Here is a 24,340-nt window from a genome sequence, read left to right on the forward strand (position 1 = left end):
AAAAATATACCGTATTTATATTTTAGGAAAAATTATCGGTTAGGATAATTGCGTTTTTCCCATTTAATATCGCTTAAGATTCCTGATTTAATTCCGATAAAGAAATTCCAGTTCGCATTGGTTCCAAACGGAGTCCAGTTAAAACTCATTCTCCAGCTTGCTAAATCGCGTTCAAAGCGTAATTGAGTGTAAGTTACACCTTTTTGAACAAAATCGTATCCTGTAGAAATACCTACTTTCCACTTAGAAGTTAAGTCGGTATTAGCTGAAATCATTAGTGAGTTTCCTGAGATTTTATTTTCACGATTGTTATTGCTGTACGTAAAAGAATAAGCAAAGGTCATGTCCCATGGGATTTTTGAGCGGAAAAATTCAGAAACTGTGTCTTCGCCTTCTTCTTCACTTCCGTCAAACATACTTTTTCTGTTATCATTTAGATCAGTAGCGGTTCCAAAAAGATCATCTTCACGACCACCGTTTCTTGTGGTTTGTGATTCTTTGGATTTGTCTTTTTTATTATCCTTGTCTTTGCTGGAAAGCGCATAGTTCAAAGTAATATTGGCACTTGTCATTCTAAACAAGCTTCCACCGTTTTCAATATTGTATTTGTTAATTCGCTGACCTGAATTATCAATGGCATAAGGGTCCAAGGTGGCAGCTAAATTAGCATTTAATTTGTTTTCAAAAAACTGAGCTCCTGTACTTACTCTGACAGGTGACCAGGCTAGTGTGGTAACTCCATCAGCATCTAAATTGTAACTTGTAGAGAAATTTAAATTGTTTAACAACATTACTTTTTTAGGTTCTGTTTTCGTGGTGTCACTATCGGTAACCTTAGCTTCAAAAGTATTACTTACACTAATTCCCAATATGTTAGAATTGCTTAAACCCGGAGCGCCAAATATACCACCTTCAAAACGGGTGTATTTTTTATCCATTTTACCACTTGCATCAGAAGAATAGGTGTCGTAATATTTTTCAAAGCTTGGTGTGTAAGCATAAGAGAATGAAGGACGAATTACGTGTCTGATGGCTTGTATTTTTTTATTTTCACCAAAATTAAAAGTACCATATATAGTAGTTCCTAAACTGGCAGAGAAATTATAGGTTCTAAAAGCGTCAAAACCATTTACGGTTCTGTCTACAACAGTACTTTTGTCACTATCATAGGATTTTCGAATTGTTTTTGTATACCAAATCTCTTCATAGTTAGCTGATGTAGTAGCACTAAAGTATTTGAATAATTTGAAATTGGTACTTAACGGAATACTGTGTTGGAAGCCTATTTTAGCATCTTTGAACATTTCTGGTTTGAAAAATAAAGAGTCGGTTGTGTTGATATAATTTCTACCGTTTAAATTATATTGTAAGTTGATGTTTTTAAAGAATCCTTTTTTAACTCCATCTTTTCCAACAAAAGGGTACATTCTGTCCAAACTAAACTGTAAGGTAGGAAGTGTCATGTTGATGGATTCGGTTTGCGTGTTTTGTGAGTGTGTTGCCGATAAAGATAATCGGGCCTGAGGGATAATATTGAATGTTTTCGAATAGGAAATCGAAGAACTTAAAGTATTGTTTAATGAAGAACCTACATTGGATTGATTGATAGATTGTCTAAAATATTTACTGCTACCCATATTAACAGAAGCAGAGAAACTGGAATTTGGATTTGCTTTAGAATCTCTGGAATGCGACCATTGAATATTGTAAATATTTTGTCTGGAATAATCCGGATAACCTCTTTCACTATTGATAAGGTTTTCAAAACGAACGTTTATATTTCCTCTAAATTTATATCTCTTGGCATAAGAAGATTCAAATCGCATCCCGTAACTTCCATTGGTATAATAATCTCCTAAAACGGTCAAGTCGTAATGATCGCTTAAAGCAAAATAATATCCTCCGTTTTGTAAAGAGAATCCACGTGTATTTGAGTCGTTATAACTAGGTAATATCAATCCCGAAACACTGGTTTCTTTATTCATTGGAAAAAAAGCAAAAGGCAAGGCTATAGGAGTAGGCACATCGGCAATAACAAGGTTAGTGAGTCCTGTAATTACTTTTTTACCGGGGATGAATTTTACTTTTGAGGTTCTGAAATAATATTCCGGATTTTCTTTATTAGTAGAAGTGGTAAAGCGGGCTCCTTTTAAGAAGTAAACCGAATCGTTTTCTTTTTTTGTGATAGCTGCTTTTACGTTAAATTCTCCCTGGTCTGTCCTGGAATTCCAGATAAGGGCTTTTTTGGTTTTGAAATTAAAACGAATTGAGTCCGGTTCTACTACATTTGAACCTTGTTTGAAGTTGGGGTATTGGGTGTATTTTCCGGTAGAGTCCTTAATTCTACCTGCATAAACTTCGTTTTTTTCATAATCCATTACAATTTTACCTGATTTTAGTTCTATATCCTGGTAATAAAGTTCGGCATTATCATAAAGAGTAATTAATTTACGTTTTTGATCAATTTTAGCGTATTTATCAGCTTTGTATTTTACTTTTCCTTCAAGAAAAGCCTTTTTAGGTTTTATACTATCGGTTTTAATACTGTCTTTTTCTTTTTTAACTGTATCGTTTACAGTGGTTTTTGCTTTACTATCTGTTACTGATCCTTTTTTTGGTTGAATTTCAGTAATTGGCTTTCTTTTTTTAGAAATATCTTGTGAATATATGTCAGATGCCCCAAATGTTAGGAAAAATGATAATAAAACGATATGAAATAAGTTTGTGTGCAAAGGTATAAATGCTATTTTTGTAAAATTATGGTTCGGTTTTTGTCTTCTTAAATCGAATCTGATTTTTGGTCAAAAACTGGTCAAAAATAAGTAAATAATACTTCTATAGGAAATACGTTTTAATTAAAATTAACTTTTGCGGATGAAAATCAATTATAGGAACCCACTTTTAAGTGTTATTTTGATGTTAGTTCTTTGTAATTCAGTTTTTTCGCAAAAAAAACACAGTTTTACAATCATTTTAGATGCCGGACACGGGGGAAAAGATCCCGGAAATACGTATCATGGTTATAAAGAAAAAGAAATTGCTTTAAAAACCACATTGAAGGTAGGAGAGTATCTTGAGAAAGACAGGGATTTTAAAATAATTTACACCCGTACAACTGATGTGTTTATTGACTTGGAAAAACGACCAAAAATAGCCAATAAGGCTAATGCTAAGCTTTTTGTTTCGATTCATTGTAATTCGGTTAAGAATTTTGGGCCTTCGGGTACGGAAACTTTTGTGATGGGATTGTCTCGCAGTGATATGAATATTGAAGTGGCTAAAAATGAAAACTCCGTTATTCTTTTAGAGAAAAATTATAAAGAAAAATATCTGGGATTTGATCCTAAAAAACCGGAATCACTCATTGGCCTGAAAATGATGCAGGAAGAGAATTTGAACAGCAGCATCGATTTGGCTACTAAAATACAGGGTAATTTTACAAAACATCTCAATAGGCATTCAAGAGGAGTGAAGCAACAGCCACTTTGGGTTTTGGATGCGGCTTATATGCCAAGTGTTTTAATTGAATTAGGTTTTCTTTCCAATAAGGAAGAAGGTGCTTTTTTGAATTCGGATGAGGGGCAGGAGAAAATGGCTAAGGGAATTGCGGAAGCAATCATTAGGTATAAAAATGAATATTTTGGAGATGCTAAAAACTATTCGGAAGTTTCTCAAAAATCTGAAACTATTATCTCAAAAAAGACTAAAGACACTAAAGGCGATAATTCAAACGATACGGTTTATAAAGTTCAGATTGCAGTAAGTCCAAGAAAATTAAGTTTGGTGTCCAGTAATTTTAAAGGTTTGAAAAACATATCAAGTATGCAGGGGGATAGTATTTATAAATACATGTATGGTGAAACATCGGATATAAGTGAAGCGAAGAAAATGGAAAAAGAAGCTAAAAACAAAGGTTACTCGGATGCTTTTATTGTACAAATTAAAGACGGCAAAAGCTCGAGAGTACGCTAATGTTGCTAGAAATTAAGGACTAAATTTGTAAATTTGTAAAAATTTTATGTTGAAACGAATGAATAATTATAGAAAAACTCATGTATTGCTTGCTGCTTTAATGATGATGGTAAGTGGTGTTGTTTTTTCACAATCCGATCAGAATTTTAAGGTTACATTAGATGCAGGTCATGGGGATCATGATTTTGGTGCGGCTTATAACGGTCATGTTGAAAAACATATTGCCTTGGCTGTAGTACTAAAGGTGGGTAAAATTTTAGAAGCATATCCTAAAATAGATGTTATATATACCCGTAAAACGGATGTTTTTATCGATTTAGTAGAAAGAGCTAATATCGCTAATCGCGCCAATGCTGATATATTTGTTTCTATTCATTGTAATGCTAATAGAAATACAGCTGCCGACGGAACAGAGACTTATGTGATGGGTATGACTAAAATTGCTTCTAACTTAGAAGCGGCTAAAAAAGAGAACTCGGTAATTACTCTGGAAAAGGACTATAAGAGAAAATACGAAGGTTTTGATCCCAATTCTCCCGAAACTATGATTGGTTTTACCTTAATGCAGGAAGAGTATCTCGATAATAGTATTTCTCTGGCCAGTAAGGTAGAAGATCAATTTGCTCTTTTAGGAAAAAAAATTAGAGGAGGTGGTGTAAAACAGGCACCTTATATGGTATTGCATAAAGCATACATGCCAAGGGTTTTGATAGAAATGGGATTTATATCTAATTATGCTGAAGGTAATATCTTAGATTCAGAAGAAGGTCAGAATGATATTGCCAGAGCTATTGCTAATGCGATTATTAGTTATAAAAATGAGTATTTCGGAGCAGGTGGCGATACCGATTCGGTGAAACCTTCACAACGAATGCTGGAACAGTCAGAAGATTCGGCTGCTAATACAAAATCGGATTCTAATTCGGATAATTCTAATCAAAATAAATCTGCACAAGTCAATTCGGGTGTTGTTTTTAAGGTTCAATTGGCGGTTTCTAAAAGAAAATTAGAATTGCATCCTAAAAATTTCAAAGGATTGAAAAATGTCGCTATGGAATCTTTTGGTAAAAGTTATAAATATACCTACGGGGAAACTACTGATTATGAAGATTCAAAAAAACTTTTAGCAGAAGTAAAAGCTAAAGGTTTTGATTCTGCTTTTTTAATTGCTTACAAAAACGGCACCGAAATCGATATTCAGGATGCAATTAAATAACGTCAAGTTCTAATATTTATATTAAATTTGCACTAAATACTTACTATTTTGAAATTAACAAGAGAAATTAAGACTGCAATTTTAGTAATCGCAGCAATTTTATTATTTATCTGGGGGTACAGTTTTTTAAAAGGCAGAGATCTTTTTAACAGTTATACTACATTGTATGTTGAATATGATAGTGTTGAAGGTTTATCTCCTTCTGCTGCGGTAACTATAAATGGTTTGGTTATCGGTAAAATAGAACAAATCTCTATCAATCCTTCTAATGGAAGATTATTAGTGGAAATGCATATTAAAACTGATTTTCCTATTTCTAAAAAAAGTTCTGCTACTATTTATGAGCCTGGATTTATCGGAGGAAAACAAATTGCAATTGAACCTGATTTTTCAGATAAATCTGTGGTTAAACAAGGCGATAAGTTAATAGGGAATGTTCGCTTAGGAATGACTGAGTCTTTGAGCAAAAAATTAGTTCCTCTTCAGGATAAAATCGAAAAATTATTAGTTAATGCCGATAAATTACTTACTGGTGTTAATACTGTTTTGGACAAAAATACGCAACAAGATTTAAAGAAAAGCTTCGCTAATTTAAGCAAAACATTGGAGCAGTTTCACCAGGCTTCATCTGGAGTGAATTCTTTAATTGCTGAAAACAAAACGCAAATTAGTGGTATGGTATCTAATTTTAATAAGGTATCCAATAATTTTTCAAAAATTTCCGATTCTATAAATAAAGCCGATTTAGGAAAAACAGTTAAAAGTCTTAATACTACTTTAGCAAAGGTAAATGGTATTATGGCTGGTCTTGAAGCCGGCGATGGAAGTATGGGGAAATTGTTGAAGGATGAAGCTTTTTATAATAATTTATCCAATACTTCAAAGGAGTTAGAATTATTGCTTCAGGATGTACGTTTATATCCAACCAGATATGTGAATGTTTCTCTTTTTGGAAAGAAAAACAAACCTTACAAAGGTCCTAATGACACCATTTCGAAAGCTAAAAAATAATATACTATGAGTTATTTAGACAATATATTATTTGCCATTGTTCTCATCATTGGTTTTGGTTATTTCATTTCGAATATCAAAAAAATATACCGTAATATTAATTTAGGAATTGATGTAGATAGAAAAGACAATTCTAAACAACGGTGGAAAAACATGGCTATGATTGCTTTAGGGCAGTCAAAAATGGTAAGAAGACCTATTGCGGGAGTACTTCATATTATAGTATATGCAGGTTTTATTATCATTAATATTGAATTGTTGGAAATTATAATTGATGGATTGTTTGGAACGCATAGGATTTTTGCTTTTCTGGGTTCTTTTTATAATGTATTAATTGCTTCTTTCGAAATTTTAGCGCTTTTGGTTATTGTTTCTGTAACCGTATTTTGGTTCAGAAGAAATGTAGTTAGACTAAAGCGTTTTGTAAATTCGGATTTGAATGGATTTCCAAAAAATGATGCTAATTACATCCTGTATTTTGAAACCTTATTGATGTTCCTGTTTTTATTTATGAATGCTTCCGATTTGCATTTACAAGATATTCCGGGAGGTTATTCTCATTTTATTAAAGCAGGTTCGTTTCCTGTCAGTCAGTTTATAGCTCCCTTATTCGATGGAATGAATAATGATTTAGTGGCTATGTTGTCTGAATTATTTTGGTGGTTACACATCGTTGGGATTTTGATATTTATGAATTATTTGTATTTTTCAAAACATCTTCATATTCTATTGGCTTTCCCAAATACCTATTTTGCTAATTTGAATCCATTAGGTGAATTTGACAATTTAGAAGCTGTTACTAAAGAAGTAAAAATGATGATGGATCCTAATGCCGATCCATTTGCTGCCCCAGCAGACGGAGATGAAACTCCTGCAAAGTTTGGAGCCAGTGATATTCAGGATTTAAGTTGGGTACAATTACTTAATGCCTATACCTGTACAGAATGTGGAAGATGTACTTCTGTTTGTCCTGCTAATACAACGGGTAAAAAATTATCTCCTCGTAAAATTATGATGGATACCCGTGACAGAATGGAAGAAGTGGGTAGAAATATCGATGCTAATAAAGGTGTTTTTGTTCCTGATAATAAATCATTATTAAACGATTACATTACTCCCGAAGAACTTTGGGCCTGTACTTCTTGTAATGCCTGTGTGGAGGAATGTCCTGTAAGCATTAGTCCATTGTCTATTATAATGGATATGCGCCGTTATTTAGTAATGGAACAAAGTGCTGCTCCGGCTGCTTTGAATTCAATGATGACCAATGTAGAAAACAATGGAGCGCCTTGGCCATATAATCAGCAAGACCGATTGAATTGGAAAAACGAGAATTAATTGTTGAATTGTTTGTTTGTTTATATGTTTAACCGATTTAACATTTAACCGAATAACCGATTTAACGTTTCAACGATTAAACAAAAAAATAATGTCAGAAAATTTGATAGTACCTACAATGGCCGAAATGCTGGCCCAAGGAAAACAACCAGAAGTTTTATTTTGGGTAGGTTGTGCAGGAAGTTTTGACGATAGAGCCAAAAAAATTACTAAGGCTTTTGTACGTATTTTAAATAGTGCCAATGTTTCCTTTGCTGTTTTAGGAACGGAAGAAAGTTGCACCGGAGATCCGGCAAAAAGAGCAGGAAATGAATTTTTGTTTCAAATGCAGGCAATGATGAATATCGAATTGCTCAATGCTTATGAAGCTAAAAAAATTGTTACTGCCTGTCCGCACTGTTTTAATACTTTAAAAAATGAGTATCCAGAATTAGGCGGAAAATACGAAGTAGTTCATCATACGGAATTTTTAAAGTCGTTGTTGAATGACGGAAGATTAAGTATCGAAGGAGGTCAGTTTAAAGGTAAAAAAATTACTTTTCACGATCCTTGTTATTTAGGAAGAGCTAATAAAATATATGAAGCACCTCGTGATTTAATTGAAAAATTAGACGTTGAGTTGGTTGAAATGAAACGTTCTAAAGCCAATGGATTGTGTTGTGGAGCAGGAGGAGCACAGATGTTTAAGGATGCCGAAAAAGGCAATAAAGAAATAAACATTGAAAGAACAGAAGATGCTCTGGAGACTACTCCTGATATTATAGCAACAGGATGTCCGTTTTGCAATACGATGATGACTGACGGTATTAAGCATAAAGAAAAAGAGGCAGAGGTAAAGGTAATGGACATTGCCGAACTGATTGCTAATGCTCAGGATCTATAAGATTTGAATTTAATGCACAAGATTCTGAAAATGATTTTTAAAAAAGTAGTTTTTAATTTGTTGCTATTTTTGAGTTTTGCTTTGCATGCTCAGGAAAATTTTAAAGAAAAAAAAGCAGATACTTTAGAAGTAAAAACTAAAGAACAATTGCATTTTAATAAGAAGCAATTAATTATTCCCGCTGTTTTAATTACTTACGGTGTAGTAGGATTAGATAGTGATTTTTTAAAAGCAATTAACGCAGAAGTAAAAGAAGAGGTAAAAGAGAATATAGATCATAAGTTAACCATTGATGATTTTTCACAATATGTACCTGCAGCTTCTTTATACGGTTTAAGTGCTCTGGGAGTTAAAGGAAAAAATAATATTAGAGATAAAACGATAATTTTAGCTACTTCCTATTTAATTATGGGATTAACGGTAGAAGGTCTGAAAAAGATTACTCATGTAGAAAGACCCGATGGTTCCAGTTTCAATTCCTTTCCCTCAGGACATACTGCAACAGCTTTTATGGGGGCCGAATTAATGTATCAGGAATATAAGGAAGTTTCTCCTTGGTATGGTATTGCCGGATATGTTGTAGCAGCAGGGACAGGAGGTTTCAGAATGTATAATAATCGTCACTGGTTAACTGATGTTGTTGCAGGGGCAGGGATAGGGATTCTTAGTGCAAAAGCAGCTTATTGGTTGTACCCAACAGTAAATGGATTGTTTTCATCTAAAAAACATAAAAATAGAAAATCAGCTTTTCTTCCTTATTATGATGGCAAACAAATGGGGTTTGGTTTTGTTTCTTCATTTTAAGATTAATAAAATAAAAATTAAATAATATGTACGTACCATTTGAAAATTTACCGGAAGAATCCAGAATTTGGATTTATCAATCAAACAGAAAGTTTTCGGATGCTGAGTTTTCTGAAATTGAAAAAGATTTAGAGTTGTTTTTAAATGGCTGGTCTGCACACGGAACCAGTTTAGAAGCTTCCTATCAATTAAAATACAATCGTTTTATCATCATTGCAGTGAATCAGGAAGTTCAGGCTGCTACAGGTTGTTCAATTGATGCTTCGGTTGCTTTTATTCAAAAATTAGAACAAAAGTATCAGGTTGATTTATTGGATAAAATGAATGTAACATTCAAACTGGGAGAACATATTGCCCATAAACCATTGATTGATTTCAAAAAAATGGTAAAAGATAAAGCAGTTACAGAAAATACTGTAGTTTTTAATAATTTGATTAATACAGTACAGGAATTTAATGATTCCTGGGAAGTTCCTGCAATAGATAGCTGGCATAGCCGTTTCTTTTAGAAAGAAAAAAAATATTCTCTTATGAAAAATACAGACATCAGGATTTTATTTCTTTATGTCTTATTTTTTTTTGTAGCTGGCTGTAGTACAACAAAAAGGAATAAGCAGGAAGCAACTATGTCTAAGAATCCGCAAACTACTAAAGTTGTAACTGATGAATTTCAAATACAAAATTTGTCTGCAGACGAATTAAATCAGTTGTATGAAGATTTTAATATAGTAAAAACAGCGGCTTTGCAGTATGAATTATATGAAAAAGCAATTAAGGTTTTAAAAAATTCTAATTCGGTTTTACCAATAAAAAATCTTGAAAATCAGAAAATCGCTTATGTAAAATTAGGGGATGCTTCTAATGATTCTTTTCTTGAAACACTTAGAAAATATGCTGAAGTAACTGAATTCAGTGATGCAGACTTAAATAGTTTACAGGCAAAATTAAAAGGATTTTCAACCGTAATCATTGGTTATCATAAATCAGATGCGTTATGGAAAAACCAGACGTTTTCTAAGGAAGAATCAGATAAAATTACTTTTTTGGCCCAAAATAATCAAGTGATTTTAGATGTGTTTGCATCTCCTTATACTTTGTTGTCTCTCCCGGATTTTAGTGCTGTCAAAGGGCTAATTGTTTCTTATCAAAACGCTGATATCGCTCAGATTGTTTCGGCAGAATTGATTTTTGGAGCCATTGTTTCCAAAGGAAAGTTAACCAGAACGACTTCAGCTGACACAAAAGAAAATTTTGGGTTGACAACCGAAAAACTAAATGTTTTAGGTTTTGCAGCACCTGAAAATGTTGGGATGAATCCATCAATTTTGTCTAGAATAGATGGCATTGCCGAAAGAGCAATCAACGAAAGAATGACTCCCGGAATGCAAATTTTGGTGGCGAGAAAAGGAAAAGTAATTTATCAAAAAGCTTTTGGTTATCACACTTATGAAAAAGAAATAAAAGTTTCTAATTCGGATATCTATGATTTAGCTTCCTTATCTAAAATCATAGGAACCTTACCCAATGTGATGATTGCATATGATGAGAAAAAGTTGAATATGCAAACTCCTTTAGATTCGATGCTGCCCATTTTTAAAAATTCGAATAAAAAAGACATTACTTTTAAAGAATTGTTATCTCATTATGCACGTTTGCAGGCCTGGTATCCATTTTATAAAAAGACTATAGATAAAAAAGGAAATCCTTTAGAGAAATATTACAGTAAAGTAAGTAATGAAAATTTTGCTGTAAAAATTGCAGATGACCTGTTTTTGAGAACGGATTATCAGGATACTATTTTAAAAATTATTGTTGACAGTAAACTATTGCCAAAGAAAGAATACAAGTACAGTGATTTTACTTTTATGATTTTGAAAGCCTATTTAGAAAATGTTACTTCAAAAAAATTAGATGTTTTAGCTGCTGAAAATTTTTTTCAGCCTATGGGGTTGAATAATACGATGTACAATCCCATTGGCAAAAAGGATAAAAACCATATTGTACCAACTGAAGTTGATACTTATTTCAGACATCAGACTGTTCAGGGTTATGTACATGATTTGAGTGCGGCAATGCAAGGAGGTATTGGCGGACATGCAGGGTTATTTTCGAATAGTATGGATGTGGCTAAAATGATGCAACTGTATTTGCAGAAAGGAAATTACGGAGGGAAACAATACTTTTCTGAAAAAACATTTAACGATTTTAATAACTGCTATTATTGCTCACAAGGAAACAGACGCGGTCTAGGATTCGATAAACCTCAATTAGGAGATTCCGGGCCTACTTGCGGTTGCGCATCGATGACTAGTTTTGGTCACACAGGTTTTACAGGAACGATGGCCTGGGCTGATCCTGACAAGGAAATTGTTTATATTTTTCTCTCTAACAGAACCTATCCTAATGAATCGGCTAATAAATTATCAAAGGAAAATATTAGAGAAGATATTCAATCAGTTATATATGAGGCTATTAATGATTCGGTTAAAAGCGATAATTAGCATGCGAGTTTTAGTCTTCTTTTAAGAAATAACATCCTTATTTTTATTAATTTAGTCGTATTAAAAATTACAGATGAAAATAGCAATTGTTTGTTATCCAACCTTTGGAGGAAGTGGTGTTGTCGCTACGGAATTAGGTTTAGAATTGGCTCGTTTAGGACATGAAGTTCATTTTATTACTTATAGCCAACCAGTGCGTTTGGCTTTATTGAATCCAAATGTTCATTATCATGAAGTAAATGTTCCTGAATATCCTTTGTTTCATTATCAACCCTACGAATTAGCATTATCAAGTAAATTGGTTGACATGGTTAAACTCTATAAAATAGAGGTTTTACATGTACATTATGCTATTCCTCACGCTTATGCGGGTTATATGGCAAAACAAATGCTTAAAGATGAAGGAATTGAAATTCCTATGATTACGACCCTGCATGGTACTGATATAACCTTAGTTGGTAATCATCCTCATTACAAACCAGCGGTTAGTTTTAGTATCAATAAATCGGATGTGGTAACTTCGGTATCTCAAAGTTTAAAGGATGATACTTATAAGTTATTTAAAATTAAAAGAGATATTCATGTTATCCCTAATTTTATTGAATTAGATAAAAACAGGGAATTTAATGGACCATGTCAGCGTTCGCTTATTGCTAAAAAAGACGAACGAATTATTACGCATATCAGTAATTTTAGAAAGGTAAAACGAATTCCGGATATTATTCGAATATTCCATAAAATTCAACAACAAATTCCAGCTAAATTATTGATGGTAGGTGATGGTCCTGAAAAGGAAAAGGCGGAATTGTTATGTCAGGAATTAGGAATTTTAGAAAAAGTAATTTTCTTTGGAAATAGTAATGAAATTGATAAGATTTTAAGTAATTCCGATTTGTTTTTATTACCATCAGAAACCGAAAGTTTTGGATTAGCTGCTCTGGAAGCTATGGCTTGGGGAGTTCCTGTTATTTCGAGTAATTCAGGCGGTTTGCCTGAAGTAAATTTTGATGGCATTTCCGGTTATTTAAGTAATGTGGGTAATATTGATGAAATGGCTGAAAACGCTTTGAAAATTTTGAAAGAAGATGATGTTTTGTGCCAATTTAAAGAAAATGCTTTATCAGTTGCGAAGAAGTTTGATATCAAACTCATTTTGCCATTGTATATCGATATCTACGAAAAAGCCATTAAGAAATATGCCAAGAAATCCAACAAACAACTAACAAAGCCGGAAAGTGAATAAATGAATAATAAAATGAAAAAAAGTATTCTGTCATTGGTTTTTGTATTCATGCTGTTTTCTTGTAAAACAACAGTTAAAGTAGGGGAAAAGAAACCTTTATGTGAAGTTTTATTACAACAAAATGATGGTGGAGGAAATATTAATTTTTATGAAATTCTAACCGAACCTAAAGAAATTAAAATGTTGCAAAATGATGACAAGTTAAAAAGAAAAATAAGTACTGATGATTTACAGCAATCTAATTTTGTTATACTCAATATGGGTGAAAAACCCACCGGAGGTTATACAATAACAGTGGATAGTGTAATTGAAACCGATACTAATATTGTAATTAAAGTAAAAGAGATTAATCCTGAGCCAGGAGCAATGCTTACTCAAAATATAACTTATCCTTATACGGTGTTAAAAGTAAACTCCAAAAAACCGATAAACGTACAATAAAAATAAAAAATGCCACTATTTCTAGTGGCATTTTTTTGTGAGTATCTTTTTTGAATTAGAATCGGTATCTGATACCTAAAGCGATATCCGGACCAAAATTATCATTTCTAAAATCATCAGAGTTGAAGTATAATTCAGGTCTGATGTCTAAAGAAAGTTGAATAGGCACTTCGTCAAAATTATATTCGATACCAAGGTCGCCTGCTACAAAAGCGAAAGTACCGCTATCGTTAACGACGTTGTTGTCAATGCTCCAGCTTCCTAAACCTCCACCAACACCGGCATACCAGTTAAATCCACCGTCGATATTCCAAACCCATTGATAGATTCCGGTTAATTTGAAGGCGTCCACACTGTTATTGTTTCTCCATCCCAAATCCAATTCTAGGCGGTTATTGTCTGACAATCCTCTTTGGTAAGAGATTTCTCCACCAAAACCGTCATTGTCTCCTAAACGTAAACCTAAAGCGTTTTTTGAAATTTCCTGTGCTTGTGTGCTAAATGCTAATCCCATTAGCATAAAAGCTGATAAAATGATTTTTTTCATAAATAAAGTTTTGTTTCTTGTAAATCTACAACTAATATTTAACGTAAAATTTATTATAAAATTATAATATTTTGTAGAATTTCCTGTTTTTTTAAGCCAGAAACTCAATACATAGTTTTATTTAGAAAGAATGATTGATGCAATGAGTTGTTCCCCAGTAAGTTCAATTTTTTCCTGACTGCTTTCAGTTTCTGTATATTCTGACTCCTGATAACGAAATAATTTCCATTTTTTTCTATTGTATTCTAAAGCGGTCAGGTTTTCTACCCAATCTCCCGAATTTAAATACATAGTTGAACCGTTTTTATTTGATTTTTTTAGAATTTTAGGTTCGTGAATATGTCCGCATAATACATAATCATATTTGTTTTCGATGGCTATTTCGGTAGCAGTTTCTTCAAAGTCCGAAATGTGTTTGACTGCTTTTTTAACGCTGGCTTTTATTTTTTTTGAAAAAGAATAAGGTTCTCTTCCTATTTTTTTCAAACACCAGTTAAAGAAACGATTGGTTAGAATTAGATAATCATAACCTAAACCGCCTAATTTGGCAATCCATTTGGCATGATTGACTGAGGCATCAAAAACATCACCGTGGAAAATCCAGGCTTTTTTATCGTCTAATTCTAAGACTACTTTATCAGCTAAAATTAGATTTCCCATGTTCATTTCGGTAAATTTTCGAAGCATCTCATCGTGATTTCCGGTAATATAATAGACTTTGGTTCCCTTAGAAGCAAAGCTTATTATTTTTTGGATAACTTTTAAATGAGATTTTGGGAAATAGGATTTTCTGAATTGCCAAATGTCAATAATATCACCGTTCAATACTAAAATTTCAGGTTTTATAGACGATAGATAGTTGTATAATTCTTTGGCATGACTTCCGTAAGTTCCCAGGTGAACATCGGAGATTACAACTACTTCAATTTTTCTTTTTTTCAATTGATTTATTCATTTGTTGTTATGCAAATTAACACTTAAAGTGTGAATTTATCTTAAAGTTAAGGTTAACAAATAAGTGGTTGTTTGTAAACAAAGAGGGCAATTTTAGGGCTAAGATTGAAATCTTTAAATCATTAATTTTTAAAGCTAAAACTAAAATGGTACTTTTGTTCAAAATTAATTATAATGGCAGGAAATAGCTACGGAACACTATTTAGAATAACTACTTTTGGAGAGTCTCATGGAGAAGCTTTAGGAGGAATCATTGATGGTTGCCCATCAGGAATTGCATTGGATTTTGATGCGATTCAACTGGAAATGTCAAGAAGAAAACCAGGACAATCGGCTATAGTTACACAGAGAAAAGAACCGGATGATGTTCAGTTTTTGTCAGGAATTTTTGAAGGAAAAACTACGGGAACGCCTATTGGTTTTATCATTCCAAATACCAATCAAAAATCAGACGATTATTCGCATATAAAAGATAATTACCGACCTAGTCATGCCGATTATGTATATGATCAAAAATACGGGTTCAGGGATTATCGCGGAGGCGGAAGAAGCTCGGCTCGTGAAACAGCCAGCAGAGTAGTAGCGGGAGCTATTGCAAAACAAATGCTGTCTGATATAAAAATCAATGCTTATGTTTCGGCTGTAGGCCCTCTTGCTTTAGAGACACCTTATCAGGATTTGGATTTTTCTAAAATAGAAAGCAATCCGGTGCGTTGTCCTGACGAAGCGATGGCAGCTACTATGGAAGATTACATCAAGCAAATTCGTAAAGAAGGAGATACTGTAGGTGGTGTGGTAACTTGTGTGATTCAAAATGTACCTGTAGGACTTGGAGAACCTGTTTTTGACAAATTGCACGCTGAATTAGGAAAAGCAATGCTTTCAATAAATGCCGTTAAAGGATTTGAATTTGGAAGCGGATTTGAAGGTTCTAAAATGAAAGGTAGCCAGCACAATGATTTATACAATCCTGATGGTACTACAAAAACGAATCTTTCAGGAGGAATTCAGGGAGGAATAAGCAACGGAATGGATATTTATTTCAAAGTGGCTTTTAAACCTGTGGCTACTATTATGCAAAAACAAGATTCATTGAATAATAAAGGCGAAATTACCGAGATGACCGGTAAAGGACGTCATGATCCTTGTGTGGTTCCTCGTGCAGTGCCTATTGTTGAGGCTATGGCAGCAATAGTTTTAGCTGATTTTCATTTGATAAACAAAACATATAAATAAGGTTTAAATTATAGTATTGAAATAAACCTATTGTTTTTTTAACGATATAATAATTCTAAAAAGGTGAAGTATTAATTTTTATTATACTTCACCTTTTTTTGTATCTTTTATCCGTATTTTAACGTTAAAGCCAAATAAAATGAAGCAAACCGTAACGCAAAAAACATCATTATCAGGAAATCTTACTTTCCAGATTCTTATTGCGATGCTATTGGGAGCAACTTTAGGAATTGTTATTCATACTAATTGTGATGCCGTTTTTGCGAAAGAATTTAGTGACACCATTAAAATTTTAGCTACCATTTTTATTCGTTTGGTACAAATGATTATCTCGCCTTTGGTTTTTACAACTTTGGTGGTAGGAATTGCAAAATTGGGTGATATAAAAACCGTAGGAAGGATTGGAGGTAAAGCTTTAGCATGGTTTTTTAGTGCTTCTTTTGTTTCGTTGTTGATCGGAATGTTTTGGGTTAACGCTTTAAAACCAGGTATTGGACTCAATTTGTCTCATGTTGATGTGGCTTCTGCCTCAGACGTAACCGAAAAAACGCAAAATTTCTCTGCTCAGAATTTCATTGAACACATTATTCCCAAAAGTATTTTTGAGGCTATGGCTAATAATGAAATTCTGCAAATTGTTGTTTTTTCTATCTTTTTTGGATTGGCAGCCGCTTCCATAGGCAGTTTTGCTAAACCCGTTATTAGTGCATTGGATAAAACATCGCATATCATTTTAAAAATGGTCAACTATGTGATGAAATTTGCTCCGCTTGGGGTTTTTGGTGCCATTGCAGCAGTTTTTGCTATAAAGGATCTGAATGATTTGGTTATTACCTATATAAAATATTTCAGTTCGTTCTTGGTAGGTATTTTGTCATTATGGATTTTTTTGCTGTTAATAGGTTTTATTTTTCTTCGAAAAAGGATGAAAATACTATTGGGACACATCATCAGTCCTTTAATTATTGCTTTTGGGACAACCAGTAGCGAAGCCGTTTTTCCTAAATTGACAGAAGAACTGGAACGATTTGGTGTAAAAAATAAAATCGTTTCTTTTATGTTACCGCTGGGGTATTCATTTAATCTTGATGGGAGTATGATGTATATGACTTTTGCGAGTTTGTTTATAGCACAGGCTTACGGAATTCATTTGGATTTAGGAACGCAAATGACGATGCTTTTAGTATTGATGCTTACCAGTAAAGGGATTGCAGGTGTTCCCAGAGCGAGTTTGGTTATTGTGGCTGCAACCTGCGGAATGTTTGATATTCCTGTGGAAGGAATAGCATTGATTCTTCCAATCGATCATTTTTGTGATATGTTCAGAACTGCAACTAATGTTTTAGGGAATGCCTTGGCAACTTCAGTGGTGGGTAAATGGGAAGATGGGAATGAAGATTAATGTAAAAGAGTATAAAAAAACGCCGGTTAATACCAGCGTTTTTTATTTTGTTTAGAAGCACTTGACTTTCTTGATTTATGTGCAGTGCCACTTCTGTTTGAATTTTTAGGTTTTTCTTCTTTTTGAGCATTTGGACTTCCGGAATGCCAAGGATAAGGATGATCACTGATGGTTTTAACATCTACCTTGATTAATCTTTGAATGTCTTTCCAATAGCCATGCTCGTCTTTACTGCAAAATGAGATGGCAATTCCACCATTACCGGCACGTCCTGTTCTTCCTATACGGTGAACGTAAGTTTCAGGAATATTAGGCAAATCAAAATTGATAACATAAGGCAATTGGTCAATATCAATCCCGCGTGCGGCAATATCGGTAGCAACCAGTACTCCTAATTCTTTATTTTTAAAAGCATCTAAAACGCGTTGTCTCGCATTTTGCGATTTGTCTCCGTGAATAGCTTCGGCCGCGACATTTTTTTTACGTAAAGCTTTTACAATATTATCTGCTCCATGTTTTGTTCTTGCAAAAACTAAAACATCGCTCAGGTTGTCATTTTGAAGTAAGTTGTAAAGCAGGTTTCTTTTTTCTCCTTTTTCCACAAAATAAATGCGTTGTTCAACATTTTCAGCGGTAGAAGATACAGGTGAAACAGTTACTGTTTCAGGATCGGTCAAAAACATTTCGGCTAATTCTCTGATGGCAATTGGCATCGTAGCCGAAAAGAATAAAGTTTGTCTGTTTTTAGGAGTCAGTTTTACAATTTTCTTGACATCATTCACAAATCCCATGTCGAGCATTTGATCCGCTTCGTCAAGGACTAAAACGTGTAAATGATCTAAGTTAACAAATCCTTGTTTGTGTAAATCCAGTAATCGTCCCGGAGTGGCAATCAAAATATCAACACCACTTTTTAATGTGTCTACTTGTGGATTTTGTGAAACTCCACCAAAAATAGTGAGCTGTGTCAGATTAGTATATTTAGCATAGGTGTCAAAACTTTGACCGATTTGTACTGCCAATTCTCTTGTAGGAGTAACCACTAAGGCACGAATTTGTTTTGGTTTTTTTGACGAACCCACAATGCGATGCAACTGATGGATGATTGGAATAGCAAAAGCTGCCGTTTTTCCTGTTCCGGTTTGTGCACAACCTATTAAATCATTTCCTGCTAATATTAGCGGAATAGCTTGTTCCTGAATAGGGGTTGGGTTAGTATAGCCTTCTTCAAATACGGCTTTTTGGATACTTTTTGAAAGTGATAAATCTTCGAATAACATAAGTTTAATATTAATTATCCTGTAAGTGTTACAGCGATAAGTGCTGCAAAGATAGCATTAATATTCCGGATGCTTGTTTACGGGTTGTATTCGCGTTCCAATAAAGACCTATTTATAACTTGATTTTGTCTTAAATATTATTTTTACTCGAATTTGATTTTATAAAGTCAGTGACTAAATAACCAATTAATTTTCCAATCAGGTGGTTGTTTTTGTCAACATCTAAATCAGGAGCGCCTTCGCAAATGTGTAAATAACTCGCATTTTTGTTTTTTGCAAAAAAGGAAACAAACTGACGTAATTCTTCTACCGAAAAACCGCTTAAAGTCATGGCACTGCTGGCAATGTTTGGGATAGCATCCAAGTCGATTTCGATTCCAAAAGAATCATTTTTAATAAATTCTAAAGCAGTAAACATTTCCTGAGAGAAGATTTTCTCTTTTCGAATATTGATGCTGTCGTAGGTGTTAAAACGAACCCGGTCTTCAATTTTTTTGATGATGTCTAATACGCTTTTTGAAGTGTAATTTTCATGTAGTCCAAAGACAAAGTATTTTTTTAAAAAACCTTCCTCATAGGCATATGAAAAACCATTTCCGCTATGACGACCTTCTAAAATTCTAAAATCAGAATGCGCATCAAAGTTTATGGCGTTGATGGGTTTTCCTTTAGCAAGGGCTGTTCCTTTGATGTTCCCGTAGGCGTTATTGTGTCCGCCACCAATAATAATTGGGATTTTTCCTAATTTGACAATGCTGAAAATAATATGCGAAACATCTTTGTCTATTTTTTTTACCAGCTGGCTTAGTTTTACGCGGTCATCAATATTGTGGAAGTCTAAATTTTCTACTTCGGACATTTCTTCTGAGACATTAATTTGTCCCAAAACAATGATTTGGTTTCCTTTACAAAAACGATTATGCTGAATGTTAGCAATACTTTTAATGGCTTCGTTCCATGCTGAAGCAGCACCAGGTCTGCCAAAATTAGCTCTTACACCTATATCTTCAGGAATTCCGAGTAAGACATATTTAGCATCGGTATTTTTTATAAAGGAAATAGGGTTAGCGCCCGCAGGAACCGTTAGCATCTTTTCCCCAAATTTTATTTCTCCACTTCTATGGTTCGTTACTTTGGCAAGATCATGAATTGTGAAAGGTAGAAATTTGTCCATTGGTGCAAGAAAATTTTTTTAGACAAAAATAATATAAATTCTTAAAGGACGTTATATGTTAAAATTATATTGTTAAATTTGATATTATTAAAAACAAAAAAACCTCAAAAAATGGAAAACAAGCAAAGTAGTACAAGTCTAAAAGCAGTTATTGCTGTATTAGCAGTCTTATTAGTAGGAAGTTTAGTTTATATATTTAAGTTGTCTTCTGATACTGAAAAAGTTCAAACTGTTTTAACTACAACTGTAAGTGAAAAAGAATCAGTATTGAAAGATTTAGAAGAATTAAAAGCGACTTATGATACTGCAATTGCTGAAAATACTTCTATGTCTGATGAATTAATTCAGGAAAGAGATAAAGTGGTGAGTTTGATGGCTGAAGTAAAACAATCTAAAGGTGATTTATCGGCTTTTAAAACCAAAATGAATCTTTTACAAAACAAGATGAAAGCTTTAATGGCTGAAAATGAAGGATTGAAAAAAGAAAATACAGTAGTTAAAGCGCAACGCGATAGCACAACTGTGGTTTTGAACGAGTCTAAAAAATACAATGAAGCTTTAGTAGGTCAAAATGACGAATTAGCTAAAGTAGTTGAAAAAGGTTCTAAGTTAACAGTTTTAAATATTCAAAGTTCGGCGTATAAAGTAAGAAGCTCCGGAAAAGAAATTGAAACTGATAAAGCCAAAAGAACCAATATGCTTAAAATAAGTTTTACAATAGCAGGAAATGAAATCGCTAAATCAGGAGATAAAACGTATTATGTACAGGTAATTGATAGTAAAAACAATGTTTTAGGTCAAAAGAAAAGCGAAAATTTTGATGGTAAAGATTTGACTTATAGTTTTACAAGCACTGTAAAATATGAGAATAAAACGGTTCAGGTTTCAGAAAACTTATCCGGAAAGAATTTTGAAAAAGGAACTTATTTTATCAATGTTTTTGATAAAGGAGAATTAGTTTCTAAATCAAGTTTCGATTTGAAATAGTTATAATTTAGAATTTTAGATATAAAAAAAGAGGAGTTTAGCTCCTCTTTTTTATGTTTTATAGTTTGAAATTGGACGTTATTCAGAAACGGTTATTTCAAACATTTTATCCCAGTTTTTTCCGGTAACAAAAATAGTTTTAGTCTTAGGATTGTAAGCAATTCCGTTTAATACATCCTCAGGAGTTGCTTTAATTAACTTTCTCAGGCCTGATAAATCCAAAATTCCTTCAACTGCTCCGTTATCTGGATTTACAATGGCTAAAGCATCTTTTTGCCAAATGTTAGCATAGAATTTTCCATCAATAAGCTCTAATTCGTTTACAGCCTTAATTTTAGAATTTCCTGAGTATACATTGATGTAATCTACCATTTTTTGAGTTGCAGGATCCATTTTCCAGATTTTTTCCGTTCCGTCTGATTGGTAAATGTATTTTCCGTCATTAGTCATTCCCCAGCCTTCAATTTCTTTAGTAAAAGCAAATGTTTTTTCCAGTTTTAAGGTGTTGGCATTGTAAATAAAACCGGTTTTTTCCTGCCAGGTTAATTGAAATAACTTTCCGTTGATAAAAGTAATTCCTTCGCCAAAATATTTAGAATCTAAATCAATTTGTTTAAATATTTTACCTGTTTTATAGTCGTATTTTCTAAAATAAGAATTGGCTTTTTGTCCTGTACTTTCATACAAGGTGTCTTTGTAAAATTCTAATCCTTCAGTAAAAGAATTTACATCATGAGGGTAAGTGTTTACAATTTTATATTTTAATAATTTAGGTGTCACATTGGAAACCACTTCAATTCTTGCGGTAGTTTCGGCATTTTCACCTTCAAAATAAACCAGTGCTTTTAGATTTTGATAACCTAGTTTTTGATCTTTTAGTGGAAAAGAAAGTTTTTCAAGACCTTTCACGGTTTTAATTTTAGTATCGTTTATATAGTAAACAATGCTATCAACAGTCTTCGATTTTGGGTTCAAAATAGTCAAATCTAATGTCTCCTGAGGCTGATATTGTGCAGAAATTTTGGAAGAATCAAAATTAAATATTGAATTTTCTCTATTTTTTGTATCTCCACAGTTAGAAAGCAGTGTTCCTAATAAAATGAAAGATAGTAAGTTATGTTTTTTCATGTTCTGATTTTTAAAAGCCCTAATATACAATGTTATTTTAAGCATGCAAAAGGGCTTGCAAAAATATAAAAAGATTGTATATTTGCACCGGCAAGTCCTACACGACCAGCTCCTGCAGACTCCCCCAGGATGGGAACATAGCAAGGGTACGCGGTTGAGCGGTGCGATGTAGGTCGCTTGCCATTTTTTATTTAATCTATTCGCTGTTGCAAATCAGATTCTTTTATCATAATTGAAATAAAGTAGTCTTCCTTCGGGAGGATTTTTTTATTTTTGACCTTTTTGGAAGTTAAAAGTTATAGGTTAACAGTTAGATGTTTTTGGGAATGACTCAGATTGAAATAGACTCACAGCTCACAACTTATAACCCATAACACACAACTCATAACGCATAAACTTAGAAAAACAATGAGTAAAGTAGTATTGATTACCGGAGGTTCTTCGGGGATAGGAAAATCTATTGGAGAATTTTTACATCAAAAAGGATTTGTTGTTTATGGTACGAGTAGAAATCCGGAAAAAGTCTTGAATTCTGTTTTTCCATTGGTTGCTTTAGATGTTAGAAATGTGGATACAATCCAGACTGCTGTTGCAAAAGTCATAGCAATTACCGGAAGGTTAGATGTTGTGATTAATAATGCAGGAGTAGGGATTACAGGTCCTTTAGAAGAAATTCCAACTTCCGAAATCAAGAATAATTTTGAAACTAATTTTTTTGGTCCTATCGAAGTGATAAAAGCGGTTTTACCGCAAATGCGCCAGCAAAAATCAGGATTAATTATCAATGTGACTTCAATTGCTGCTTATATGGGTTTACCATACCGAAGTGTTTATTCAGCATCAAAAGGAGCTTTGGAATTGATTAGCGAAGGATTGAGTATGGAAGTGAAATCTTTTGGCATTCAAATTACTAATGTTGCTCCGGGGGATTTTGCAACGAATATCGCTTCAGGTCGTTTTCATGCACCACTAATCCAAGGTTCTGCTTATGAAATTCCTTATGGGAATACGCTGAAAATGATGGATGAACATGTTGACAGCGGGAGTAATCCTAATGAAATGGCTGTTGCGGTTTATACTATTATTCAAAATCAAAATCCAAAAATGCATTATAAAGTAGGTGCTTTTTTACAGAAATTCTCAATCGTTTTGAAGCGTTTATTGCCGGATAGAGTTTATGAAAAAATGCTAATGAATCATTATAAATTATAAGTTATGGAAGATATTATTATTTCATTACTACCCGTTATTACAATAATTGCTGTTTGGATTTATATCTATATAAAGATGAAAAAATCAAACAAAAACAATAAGTATGTTCAAAATCAGGAAGAAATGATTCTTTTACTTAAAGAAATACGTGACGAATTGAAAGATTTGAATAAAAAGAATTTAAATAACTAATTTTAAATTGTAAATTTGCAGACGTATAATAGAAATTAAGTGTAAAAAAAACACTTTAAAAAATAATCTAAAAACAATTAAATATATAAATTATGAAATTTTTTATTGACACGGCTAATTTAGCTCAAATTAAAGAAGCACAATCTTTAGGTGTTTTGGATGGTGTAACAACAAACCCATCTTTGATGGCAAAAGAAGGAATTACTGGAAAAGATAATATCTTAAAGCACTATGTAGACATTTGTAATCTGGTTGAAGGTGATGTAAGTGCTGAAGTAAATGCTTTGGATTTTGAAGGAATGGTAAGAGAAGGTGAGGAGTTAGCTGAGTTACACGAACAAATCGTAGTGAAATTGCCTATGACTAAAGAAGGAGTTCAGGCTGCTAAATATTTTTCTGATAAAGGGATAAAAACAAATGTAACTTTAGTTTTCTCTGCAGGACAGGCTTTATTAGCTGCAAAAGCTGGAGCTACTTATGTTTCTCCATTCTTAGGAAGATTAGATGATGTTTCAACTGACGGATTGAATTTGATTCAGGAAATTAGAGAAATCTATGATAACTATGGTTACGAAACTCAAATTTTAGCTGCTTCTGTACGTCATACAATGCATATTGTTAACTGTGCTAAAATTGGTGCTGATGTGATGACCGGACCTTTATCTGCTATTGCTGGTTTATTGAAACACCCATTAACTGATATTGGATTGGCTCAATTTATTGCTGATTTCGAAAAAGGAAACAAGTAATTCGTTACTTTTAATCAATAAAAAAGTCCCATTTAATCAAGTGGGACTTTTTTTTATAGTTTATTAAAAT

The 24,340-nt window shown here is 33.1% G+C and carries 22 protein-coding genes and 1 other RNA gene; 17 read left to right on the top strand and 6 right to left on the bottom strand.

The annotated features are described in order from the left end of the window. Positions 1–32 precede the first annotated feature (32 nt). Positions 33–2,738 (bottom strand): putative LPS assembly protein LptD, encoded by a 2,706-nt coding sequence (locus tag BLR17_RS14435; protein ID WP_371859333.1) that lies wholly within the window; start codon positions 2,736–2,738, stop codon positions 33–35. A gap of 136 nt (positions 2,739–2,874) precedes the next feature. Between BLR17_RS14435 and BLR17_RS14440 the strand changes: the two genes are divergently transcribed. The 10 genes from BLR17_RS14440 (at position 2,875) to BLR17_RS14485 (ending at position 13,409) form a co-directional block, all read left to right on the top strand. Further along, positions 2,875–3,972: an N-acetylmuramoyl-L-alanine amidase family protein gene (locus tag BLR17_RS14440; RefSeq protein WP_083189508.1), complete on the top strand. Its 1,098-nt coding sequence runs from the start codon at positions 2,875–2,877 to the stop codon at positions 3,970–3,972. A 58-nt stretch (positions 3,973–4,030) separates the two neighbouring features. Beyond that, entirely contained in the window at positions 4,031–5,188 is a 1,158-nt protein-coding gene (locus tag BLR17_RS14445) for an N-acetylmuramoyl-L-alanine amidase family protein (protein WP_066329176.1), read from the top strand. Between the two features lie 48 nt (positions 5,189–5,236). Next, the gene (locus BLR17_RS14450; protein WP_066329042.1) at positions 5,237–6,199 is read left to right on the top strand and encodes an MlaD family protein; all 963 of its coding nucleotides are present in this window, start codon (positions 5,237–5,239) and stop codon (positions 6,197–6,199) included. A gap of 6 nt (positions 6,200–6,205) precedes the next feature. Then, positions 6,206–7,537: a 4Fe-4S dicluster domain-containing protein gene (locus tag BLR17_RS14455; protein ID WP_066329044.1), complete on the top strand. Its 1,332-nt coding sequence runs from the start codon at positions 6,206–6,208 to the stop codon at positions 7,535–7,537. A gap of 91 nt (positions 7,538–7,628) precedes the next feature. Beyond that, complete coding sequence (locus BLR17_RS14460) at positions 7,629–8,420, top strand: (Fe-S)-binding protein (RefSeq protein ID WP_066329046.1); 792 nt, start codon at positions 7,629–7,631, stop codon at positions 8,418–8,420. Between the two features lie 30 nt (positions 8,421–8,450). After that, entirely contained in the window at positions 8,451–9,224 is a 774-nt protein-coding gene (locus BLR17_RS14465; RefSeq protein WP_066329048.1) for a phosphatase PAP2 family protein, read from the top strand. Positions 9,225–9,250: 26 nt separating this feature from the next. Then, positions 9,251–9,733 carry an ABC transporter ATPase gene (locus tag BLR17_RS14470; protein WP_066329052.1) on the top strand — a complete coding sequence of 161 codons (483 nt, stop codon included), beginning with the start codon at positions 9,251–9,253 and terminating at the stop codon, positions 9,731–9,733. 21 nt (positions 9,734–9,754) lie between these two features. Next, positions 9,755–11,725, top strand: a complete 1,971-nt coding sequence (locus BLR17_RS14475; protein WP_066329058.1) for a serine hydrolase domain-containing protein — start codon at positions 9,755–9,757, stop codon at positions 11,723–11,725. 73 nt (positions 11,726–11,798) lie between these two features. Then, positions 11,799–12,968 carry an N-acetyl-alpha-D-glucosaminyl L-malate synthase BshA gene (bshA, locus tag BLR17_RS14480; RefSeq protein WP_066329059.1) on the top strand — a complete coding sequence of 390 codons (1,170 nt, stop codon included), beginning with the start codon at positions 11,799–11,801 and terminating at the stop codon, positions 12,966–12,968. Positions 12,969–12,980: 12 nt separating this feature from the next. Next, positions 12,981–13,409 (top strand): protease complex subunit PrcB family protein, encoded by a 429-nt coding sequence (locus BLR17_RS14485; protein ID WP_066329177.1) that lies wholly within the window; start codon positions 12,981–12,983, stop codon positions 13,407–13,409. Between the two features lie 55 nt (positions 13,410–13,464). On the opposite strand, the gene BLR17_RS14490 is transcribed toward BLR17_RS14485, so the two are convergent. Together BLR17_RS14490 and BLR17_RS14495 are read right to left on the bottom strand one after the other, a co-directional pair. Then, positions 13,465–13,956: an outer membrane protein gene (locus BLR17_RS14490; RefSeq protein WP_066329061.1), complete on the bottom strand. Its 492-nt coding sequence runs from the start codon at positions 13,954–13,956 to the stop codon at positions 13,465–13,467. A 117-nt stretch (positions 13,957–14,073) separates the two neighbouring features. Continuing rightward, the gene (locus BLR17_RS14495; RefSeq protein ID WP_066329062.1) at positions 14,074–14,898 is read right to left on the bottom strand and encodes a UDP-2,3-diacylglucosamine diphosphatase; all 825 of its coding nucleotides are present in this window, start codon (positions 14,896–14,898) and stop codon (positions 14,074–14,076) included. 186 nt (positions 14,899–15,084) lie between these two features. Between BLR17_RS14495 and aroC the strand changes: the two genes are divergently transcribed. Next, entirely contained in the window at positions 15,085–16,146 is a 1,062-nt protein-coding gene (gene aroC, locus BLR17_RS14500; protein WP_066329063.1) for a chorismate synthase, read from the top strand. A 139-nt stretch (positions 16,147–16,285) separates the two neighbouring features. After that, entirely contained in the window at positions 16,286–17,548 is a 1,263-nt protein-coding gene (locus BLR17_RS14505) for a dicarboxylate/amino acid:cation symporter (protein WP_066329064.1), read from the top strand. Positions 17,549–17,574: 26 nt separating this feature from the next. Here the strand turns inward: BLR17_RS14505 and BLR17_RS14510 are convergent, their stop codons facing one another. Both BLR17_RS14510 and BLR17_RS14515 read right to left on the bottom strand, forming a co-directional pair. Next, positions 17,575–18,828 (bottom strand): DEAD/DEAH box helicase, encoded by a 1,254-nt coding sequence (locus BLR17_RS14510; protein ID WP_066329065.1) that lies wholly within the window; start codon positions 18,826–18,828, stop codon positions 17,575–17,577. Between the two features lie 130 nt (positions 18,829–18,958). Further along, on the bottom strand, positions 18,959–20,002 hold the full coding sequence (locus tag BLR17_RS14515; RefSeq protein ID WP_066329067.1) for a formimidoylglutamase: 1,044 nt from the start codon (positions 20,000–20,002) through the stop codon (positions 18,959–18,961). 111 nt (positions 20,003–20,113) lie between these two features. Here BLR17_RS14515 and BLR17_RS14520 point away from each other — a divergent pair, with 111 nt between their 5' ends. Next, a complete protein-coding gene (locus BLR17_RS14520; protein WP_066329068.1) occupies positions 20,114–20,989 on the top strand; it encodes a hypothetical protein in 876 nt (291 codons plus the stop codon). Positions 20,990–21,067: 78 nt separating this feature from the next. On the opposite strand, the gene BLR17_RS14525 is transcribed toward BLR17_RS14520, so the two are convergent. Beyond that, complete coding sequence (locus BLR17_RS14525; RefSeq protein WP_066329178.1) at positions 21,068–22,117, bottom strand: glutaminyl-peptide cyclotransferase; 1,050 nt, start codon at positions 22,115–22,117, stop codon at positions 21,068–21,070. 88 nt (positions 22,118–22,205) lie between these two features. Here BLR17_RS14525 and ffs point away from each other — a divergent pair. The 4 genes from ffs to fsa all read left to right on the top strand — a co-directional run bounded on the left by ffs (position 22,206) and on the right by fsa (position 24,270). Then, positions 22,206–22,303, top strand: an RNA gene (gene ffs, locus BLR17_RS14530) — signal recognition particle sRNA small type. Positions 22,304–22,525: 222 nt separating this feature from the next. Next, entirely contained in the window at positions 22,526–23,329 is an 804-nt protein-coding gene (locus BLR17_RS14535; protein WP_066329069.1) for an SDR family oxidoreductase, read from the top strand. Between the two features lie 3 nt (positions 23,330–23,332). Next, positions 23,333–23,521 carry a hypothetical protein gene (locus BLR17_RS16450; RefSeq protein WP_139068393.1) on the top strand — a complete coding sequence of 63 codons (189 nt, stop codon included), beginning with the start codon at positions 23,333–23,335 and terminating at the stop codon, positions 23,519–23,521. Between the two features lie 92 nt (positions 23,522–23,613). Next, positions 23,614–24,270, top strand: coding sequence for a fructose-6-phosphate aldolase (fsa, locus tag BLR17_RS14540; RefSeq protein WP_066329070.1), 657 nt, complete (start codon positions 23,614–23,616; stop codon positions 24,268–24,270). Positions 24,271–24,340 lie beyond the last annotated feature (70 nt).

The sequence above is a fragment of the Flavobacterium glycines genome, assembly GCF_900100165.1.
Lineage (GTDB): Bacteria > Bacteroidota > Bacteroidia > Flavobacteriales > Flavobacteriaceae > Flavobacterium > Flavobacterium glycines.

What these genes read in the sequence shown, in the direction of transcription:
- BLR17_RS14445 (WP_066329176.1), top strand. Translation starts at nt 4,031, where the DNA reads ATGAATAATTATAGAAAAACTCATGTATTGCTTGCTGCTTTAATGATG.
- BLR17_RS14515 (WP_066329067.1), bottom strand. Translation starts at nt 20,002, where the DNA reads ATGGACAAATTTCTACCTTTCACAATTCATGATCTTGCCAAAGTAACG.
- fsa (WP_066329070.1), top strand. Translation starts at nt 23,614, where the DNA reads ATGAAATTTTTTATTGACACGGCTAATTTAGCTCAAATTAAAGAAGCA.
- bshA (WP_066329059.1), top strand. Translation starts at nt 11,799, where the DNA reads ATGAAAATAGCAATTGTTTGTTATCCAACCTTTGGAGGAAGTGGTGTT.
- aroC (WP_066329063.1), top strand. Translation starts at nt 15,085, where the DNA reads ATGGCAGGAAATAGCTACGGAACACTATTTAGAATAACTACTTTTGGA.
- BLR17_RS14475 (WP_066329058.1), top strand. Translation starts at nt 9,755, where the DNA reads ATGAAAAATACAGACATCAGGATTTTATTTCTTTATGTCTTATTTTTT.
- BLR17_RS14460 (WP_066329046.1), top strand. Translation starts at nt 7,629, where the DNA reads ATGTCAGAAAATTTGATAGTACCTACAATGGCCGAAATGCTGGCCCAA.
- BLR17_RS14465 (WP_066329048.1), top strand. Translation starts at nt 8,451, where the DNA reads ATGATTTTTAAAAAAGTAGTTTTTAATTTGTTGCTATTTTTGAGTTTT.
- BLR17_RS14455 (WP_066329044.1), top strand. Translation starts at nt 6,206, where the DNA reads ATGAGTTATTTAGACAATATATTATTTGCCATTGTTCTCATCATTGGT.
- BLR17_RS14525 (WP_066329178.1), bottom strand. Translation starts at nt 22,117, where the DNA reads ATGAAAAAACATAACTTACTATCTTTCATTTTATTAGGAACACTGCTT.
- BLR17_RS14470 (WP_066329052.1), top strand. Translation starts at nt 9,251, where the DNA reads ATGTACGTACCATTTGAAAATTTACCGGAAGAATCCAGAATTTGGATT.
- BLR17_RS14510 (WP_066329065.1), bottom strand. Translation starts at nt 18,828, where the DNA reads ATGTTATTCGAAGATTTATCACTTTCAAAAAGTATCCAAAAAGCCGTA.
- BLR17_RS14505 (WP_066329064.1), top strand. Translation starts at nt 16,286, where the DNA reads ATGAAGCAAACCGTAACGCAAAAAACATCATTATCAGGAAATCTTACT.
- BLR17_RS14485 (WP_066329177.1), top strand. Translation starts at nt 12,981, where the DNA reads ATGAAAAAAAGTATTCTGTCATTGGTTTTTGTATTCATGCTGTTTTCT.
- BLR17_RS14535 (WP_066329069.1), top strand. Translation starts at nt 22,526, where the DNA reads ATGAGTAAAGTAGTATTGATTACCGGAGGTTCTTCGGGGATAGGAAAA.
- BLR17_RS14440 (WP_083189508.1), top strand. Translation starts at nt 2,875, where the DNA reads ATGAAAATCAATTATAGGAACCCACTTTTAAGTGTTATTTTGATGTTA.
- BLR17_RS14520 (WP_066329068.1), top strand. Translation starts at nt 20,114, where the DNA reads ATGGAAAACAAGCAAAGTAGTACAAGTCTAAAAGCAGTTATTGCTGTA.
- BLR17_RS14490 (WP_066329061.1), bottom strand. Translation starts at nt 13,956, where the DNA reads ATGAAAAAAATCATTTTATCAGCTTTTATGCTAATGGGATTAGCATTT.
- BLR17_RS16450 (WP_139068393.1), top strand. Translation starts at nt 23,333, where the DNA reads ATGGAAGATATTATTATTTCATTACTACCCGTTATTACAATAATTGCT.